The organism is Marinitoga arctica (assembly GCF_054657315.1).
The window spans coordinates 20,911-27,577 of the sequence record NZ_BAAHYY010000032.1 but is presented as its reverse complement, the minus strand read 5'-3'; the positions used below and the strand labels follow the sequence as shown (position 1 = coordinate 27,577).

General features: G+C 25.6%; 5 protein-coding genes. 1 reads left to right on the top strand and 4 read right to left on the bottom strand.

Annotated features, from left to right (window positions below; translation table 11 throughout):
* Window positions 1-9: 9 nt before the first annotated feature.
* The 3 genes from ACYQ44_RS08685 to ACYQ44_RS08675 form a co-directional block, all read right to left on the bottom strand.
* Entirely contained in the window at window positions 10-798 is a 789-nt protein-coding gene (locus tag ACYQ44_RS08685; protein WP_459996601.1) for a hypothetical protein, read from the bottom strand.
* Between the two features lie 121 nt (window positions 799-919).
* Window positions 920-2,194, bottom strand: a complete 1,275-nt coding sequence (locus ACYQ44_RS08680; RefSeq protein ID WP_459996600.1) for a DUF5689 domain-containing protein — start codon at window positions 2,192-2,194, stop codon at window positions 920-922.
* A gap of 12 nt (window positions 2,195-2,206) precedes the next feature.
* The gene (locus tag ACYQ44_RS08675) at window positions 2,207-3,358 is read right to left on the bottom strand and encodes a hypothetical protein (protein WP_459996599.1); all 1,152 of its coding nucleotides are present in this window, start codon (window positions 3,356-3,358) and stop codon (window positions 2,207-2,209) included.
* Window positions 3,359-3,537: 179 nt separating this feature from the next.
* Here ACYQ44_RS08675 and ACYQ44_RS08670 point away from each other — a divergent pair, with 179 nt between their 5' ends.
* Window positions 3,538-4,359, top strand: a complete 822-nt coding sequence (locus ACYQ44_RS08670) for a thermonuclease family protein (RefSeq protein WP_459996598.1) — start codon at window positions 3,538-3,540, stop codon at window positions 4,357-4,359.
* Between the two features lie 18 nt (window positions 4,360-4,377).
* Here ACYQ44_RS08670 and priA read toward each other — a convergent pair whose 3' ends face one another.
* Window positions 4,378-6,663, bottom strand: coding sequence for a replication restart helicase PriA (gene priA / locus ACYQ44_RS08665; protein ID WP_459996597.1), 2,286 nt, complete (start codon window positions 6,661-6,663; stop codon window positions 4,378-4,380).
* Between the last annotated feature and the right edge of the window lie 4 nt (window positions 6,664-6,667).

Sequence of the window (6,667 nt, the reverse complement as noted above, 5' to 3'; positions counted from 1 at the left end):
TACCAAAATTTAGTTAATAAGCCATTTTACTATATTTATCATTAATCTTTTATTATCTCCATAATAATAACCATCGTGCAATATGTCACCTGGAGTTCCTGTTCCATCATCAATAGGTGATGTGTCTCCTAAAGCTACAAATTTTCCATCTCCATATTTACCAACAATTACATATGGCCCTTTTGATTCATCTCTTAAATATATTATACCATGAACATTTTCTTTATCAATAATATATTCAGTTGTACCGGCCCAAGTTCCTGTAGAATTCACATCTTTTGTAATAGGATGTTCTTTTATATTAATTATTGGATCTTCTGAATATTGTTTTTCTCTAAATCTAAATCCTAATTTACCAACGAAATCATCATTATATATTGTTTTACTTTCTATATTATGTGTTCCCTTTAAAAATCCATTAAATATTTCTACAGCATCCCATCCATCATTATTTCTATCTGCACCTATATGATCCGCAATAAAAAACACACTTCCTCCATCTTCAATATATTGTATTATTGAATCTTTCTCATTATTACTAAATTTCTTATTAGGTTCTGGAATAATAAAAACTCTATATTTTTTTAAAACTTCATAAGTTATTGGCAAATCATCATCATATTCTCGCCTTCCTTCATCATCTCCCCATTCTTCCACTCTTAATCCTAACTTTTCTATATCTTCTGCAAAATCAGAAAATCCACCTTTAATAGTCCAATCAGCATTCCCAGCTGTTTGTGAATGTGCATTATCAAAAAGCACTTTATCTCCATTAAAAATTTTATCAATGTTATTCAATCTATCAAGACAACTTGAAAATAAAAAAACATTATAAAAATAACAATTAATACATTTATTTTTTTCATATTTACCTCCTCATTTTTTCAAAAAAGAAAGCCCCCAAGGGCTTTCTTCAAATTTAAAATTCCACATCATTTTCATCTCTTAAATATATCTGCCATGTACCTTTATATTTTGCTAAATAACCAGTTATAGTTGCATCTTTTGATGATGTAATTGCTATTCCACCATTCGCAGCATCAACTGTATTTTTTGAATAAACTAATATATTTGCAGTATTATTATCTGTTAAATTATATTCAAAATTATACGTATAATTATCATTAGGGGATAAACTACCTTTTACTTTTACCAGTTTATAACCCCATATTACAAAATCTGTCCAATCGGTTTTTGAACTTAAATCCGAATTTAATTCAAAAGTTTTTATTTCATTATTGAAACTTACTTTAATTATATTTGTTGGTTCTTTCAATTCAATATTTCCATTATATGTATCAAGATAACCTGTTGCATCGAAGGTTATTTGATCACCAATTGAAACATTATCCATACCTTCTTTTATATAAATACCTGTCGTTGCATCATTAATAACCGCAACAGAACCACTTTTATACACAACAATACCTTCAATATCTGTAAATTCTGTTGTCCCATTTACAATTTCATTTTTTATTTTTGCTATTCCAGAATAATTAACTTCTGCTGGAGCAACATAGTCATATAATATCTTATAATCATCATTAGATATCAAAGTAATTTCCCATTCACCTTTGTATAATTTTAAAATACCTGTTACTTCTATTTTATCCCCTTGTGAAATTCCTGAAAATCCAGAATATAAATAGGCAATTATGTTAGTCTGTAAACCCTCCACTGTCAACGTTGCAGTTTTAGAATCAATTTCTAATACTGTTCCTTCTGTAGTTACTAATATCATATTAGGTGTTGTTTCTTCACCAGCAATATTCCATTTTTCTAATAAAGATGATGTTAGTGATTTAGGTGTTACAACTTTATTACGTCCTTTTACTTCATAATCGTTAGGTTTTATTTCAATTTCACCATTATAAATTTCTATAGTTCCTTCAAACTCTATCAAATCACCAACTGCCAAATTATCTTTTATAGAAGAATCTTGCCAAAACAATAGAGCTCCTGCTTCTCCATCTTCTGATTGAATATACGCTTTAGTGAAATTAGAACTTGTGCTATTATAAAGATTTATTATAACCCCACTACTTTTTATTTTTGTTACTTCTCCAGTTTTAAATTTAGTTAATCCATCTTTCAAACTGATTAATTCATCATCAATACCTTCCTTTGTTAAACAGCCTGTTAATAAAAATACTCCCAAAATAACTACCAACAAAAATACCAAACTTTTTTTCATACATACCCCCACTTAGAATAATATATTAGTTAAAGATCTTTCGGTAATTACAAAATCTGTCCATGTTGTAAATCCTAATACTATTCTCTGATTTCCAGTTATTCTGCCATTTATATCCCCAGCTGCAATTGTTAATGTTATATTTTCTCCATTTATTTTAACCCCATAATTTGTTATGTAATCTGTTAATATTCCATCATCTAATGAATTTCCTTGAACAAAAAATTCTATTGACCATGGTCTTGGTAAATAATATCCTGCTCTTAATTCATATAACCATGTTTTATTTTGAGGACTATTTGTTACAGCATCAATATCAAGATAATATAAATTTTTATTTTCATTATCCATGTTGTAATATATTAAGCCCTTTAAATATATTGGATAATAATTTATTTTTCCACCAAAAGACATCATAGGATTTGGCAAAATTTTTATTAAATCATTAATGTTAGAAGTTATTTCTGATAATGATTGCACTTCTGATGGAACAGCATAACCTATTCCATAATGCAATTGAGTTATTAATTTTCTATTCCATCTAACTGAATTATATCCAGCAAATGATGCTGATAATTTGTTATATCTATTATCCTGAGACATATAGAACATATATTTAGCATATCTTTCGTCAAGACCAAAATACGCATAAATAGAACTGTCTTTTAAATTATACGCTCCACCTACTTTTATATCTCCAATTGGTTTTATGTAACCACCAATTGCCATTTTTAAAGGATCAAGCGTATAACCTTTATCTCCTATATCATCTCTAAATCCGCCTATCCTAAACCCATAGTCTCTCCTCATATCATATGGAAAATCTTTAAATTTAAATTTCCCAAACATTAATAAAGTATCGTAGCCAATTTTATATTGTAAATAATAATATCTTGGTAATTTTATATTTAACATTTTATTTTCTCCATAATCATATTTAAGTGTTGAAGAATCTAAAGTTAGATAATCATTAAATCTCAATGATAAATTATCTGTAATTCCTATGTCAAAATATCCAATAGGAAAAACATCTATGAAACTGTTTGAATCGTCTAAATTCATTGTATAAATTCCTAATACAGAAAATTTAGTACCTGTAAACGCACCAAAAGTTGTTACAAAAGTTACAAATACAAATATTACAATCATTAATGCTTTCTTCATAAAAACCCCTCCTAAAATCTTATGTTTTTTTGCTAAAAAGATACAAACTTTTTAATAACTAATTTCAGTATAGCTTTTATTTGTTAAGTATATTTTTACATTTTTTATGTTATAATAATTCAGCAGCATTACTTTAACATGACATTATATCATATTTTTTTATTAGGAGGAATGTTAAAATGATGAAAAAATTATATGTATTTGTTGTTATTTTATTTTCTTTAATTCTTATTACATCTTGTTCAAAACAAACACAATTTAATAACTCTTATACTGAAAAAGATTATTATGTAAGTAAAGTAATTGACGGAGATACTATTAAAGTGTATTATGGTGTAAAAGAAACTTCTGTAAGATTTATAGGTATAGATACTCCTGAAACACATAGCGGAGATAAACCTTTGGGAGAATTAGGAGATAAAGCATATTGGTTCGTTAGAAATAAAATATATTCTGAAAATTTAAAAAAATCATATGTTTATTTAGATTTTGATTCCGATAAATACGGAAATTATGGAAGATTATTAGCATATGTTTATTATAAAGGTAAAGATGGAAAAATTCATTTTTTAAATAAAGAAATTTTAGAAAATGGTTATGCCAGACCTTTATTCTATTCAGATACCTCTAAGTATAAAGATGAGTTTATAAAAGCATATAAAAAAGCTTACGAGGATAGAAAAGGTATTTTTCAATTTTATGACGACGACAATAGAAAAATTTATGAAAATGATCTTTCTGATTTAGATATTGGAAAAATTAGATGGGTTCGCTTTAAGGTTAAAAACATTTCACGTTCTGGTTCTTTTTATCATATTTATTCAGAAAATAATAAAGTATATATAACTATCAGAAGTGATGAGTATAAAGCGTTTTTTAAAAATTTAAATATATATGATCTTGATAATAAAGAGATAGATGTGTATGGTGAAATATGGAAAGACAATAATATTTATGAAATTCTTGCTAGAGCAGAATTTGAATTTAAAATTATAGAATAAAAGCCCTTGGCTTTTATTCTATAATAATGTTGTTGGCGGATTAGAAAAAATATACATTTTTTTATTGTGATTTTTAACAATTTCATAAAATTTCTCATGATTTATTTTACCTTTAATTACTATTTGATATCTATATTGACCTCTTAATTTTAGTATTAAAGGTTCTGTAGGTTCTAATATTTCTACATTTAAATTCTCTTTTTTTAATTTTTTATAAAAATCTTCTGCTTCTTTTAAAGCTATTTCGGGTTTTGGATTTGAAAATAAGATAATCAGAAGATCAGTATATGGCGGATAATTAAATTTACTTCTGTTTTTCAATTCATTATAAATTATTTTATCATAATCATGCATCTTTATAAATTCAAAAAATTCACTTTCTGATTTAAATGTTTGTATTAACACTTTCCCTTTTTCTTTCCTCCCTGACCTTCCTGATACTTGAATTAACAAAGATGCTGTATGTTCTTGGGAAGAATATTCTGGAAAGTTTAAATATCTATCACTATCAAGAATTACAACTAATTTTATATCTTCAATATCCAATCCTTTTGTTATCATTTTCGTTCCTACAATAATTGCTGGACCTTCTTTTTTTATTTCATTAAATGCTTTATTTAAATCTTCATGTGATTTTATTATTTCTCTATCCATTCTAATAATCTTTCTATTTGGAAAATATTTTAATAATTCATTCACAACTCGCTCTGTCCCATAACCTCTTAATTGCAATTCCGGATTTCCACATACTGGACACATATTGGGTACTTTTTTCTCATTTCCACAATAATGGCATTTTAATTTATTTTCATATCTATGGTAAGTATATGATACATCGCAATTCTCACATTTTAATACATTACCACAATTAGTACAAATTAAATAATTAGCATAACCTTTTGTAGGTGAAAAAATTAAAGTTTTTTCATTATTATTCAATGTTTTATTTATTTCTTCTAATACCTTCTTTGTGAAAATCCAACTTAATTTTTCTTCTTTTTTCATATCTAATATCTCAATGTCTGGCATTTCAGTAAATACTCTTTCTTTTAGTTCATAAATATTTATTTTATTTTCATACGCATTTTTCATTTCTCTCAATGTAGGGGTTGCTGAAGATAATATTACTTTTATATTCTCTATTTCTGATCTTATATACGAAACTTCTACTGCGTCATATGATAGCTGATCAAACTGATACAATGATTGATCATGTTCTTCATCAATTATTATCATTCCAAGATCTTTTAATGGAATCCATATAGCACTTCTTGTGCCTATTATTATGTCAATATTCCCATTAACTGCATCATACCATGTTTTTATTCTTTCGGAATTATTTATATTTGAATGATACACACCAATGCTTTTATTTGGAAATCTCTTCTTTACTCTATATATAAATTGGGGTGTTAACGATATTTCAGGTAAAATAATCATTATCTTTTTACTTTCTTCTAAAAATTTTTCCATTACCTCAAAAAATATTTCTGTTTTACCACTTCCTGTAACTCCATATAATAGATCTATACCATTTTTATTTTTTAGCAAATTCTCTTTTATTACTTTCTGATTATTTGTTAATTCTACAATATATGAATCTTTTTTTAATAATTTTTTTTCAGTATATTCTATTATTCCATTTTTTATTAAAGTTTTTAAAACAGTGGAAGATCTTGAGATTATTTTATTTTCATATAATTCTTCTTCAAGAATTTTTCCATCATTTTCTATAATATAATTAATTACTTTCATAGCACTAGAAGATAATTTATTATTTAAAATTTCTGTTATAGTTTTTTTTAAGGTAATAATTTTATTATTTTTTTTCTTCGATTTTACAATGTGTACTGACAATTCTATTAAATTATTTTTTATCATTTCTTTTAATCTTTTATTAGCTATTTTTTTAGATTTAAATTTTCTATAGTATTCACTTAAAAATATAGGTTTTTCTATATCTGGTGTAATATTTTTAGGTATTATTTTTATCTTTATTCTATCAGAAGATGATGGTGGAAATATAAGTTTTATAATTTCACTTATGGGCATAATAAACCTTCTAGAAGATTTTTCAGCAAGAATTAAATGCTCTCTTCTTATTAAAGGTTTTTCATCTACTATTAATTCAATTTCTTTTACATCATAATTTTTTTTTGAAGTTTCTGAAAGTATTACTCCTAACTTTTGTTGATTCCTAAAATCAACTAGTACCCTTTGACCAGGTACTAGTTTTTCATCATAAGAATAAGTAAATGTATTATATGTATATGTTCCAAAAACTGCTATTTTATAAAAATACATTTTC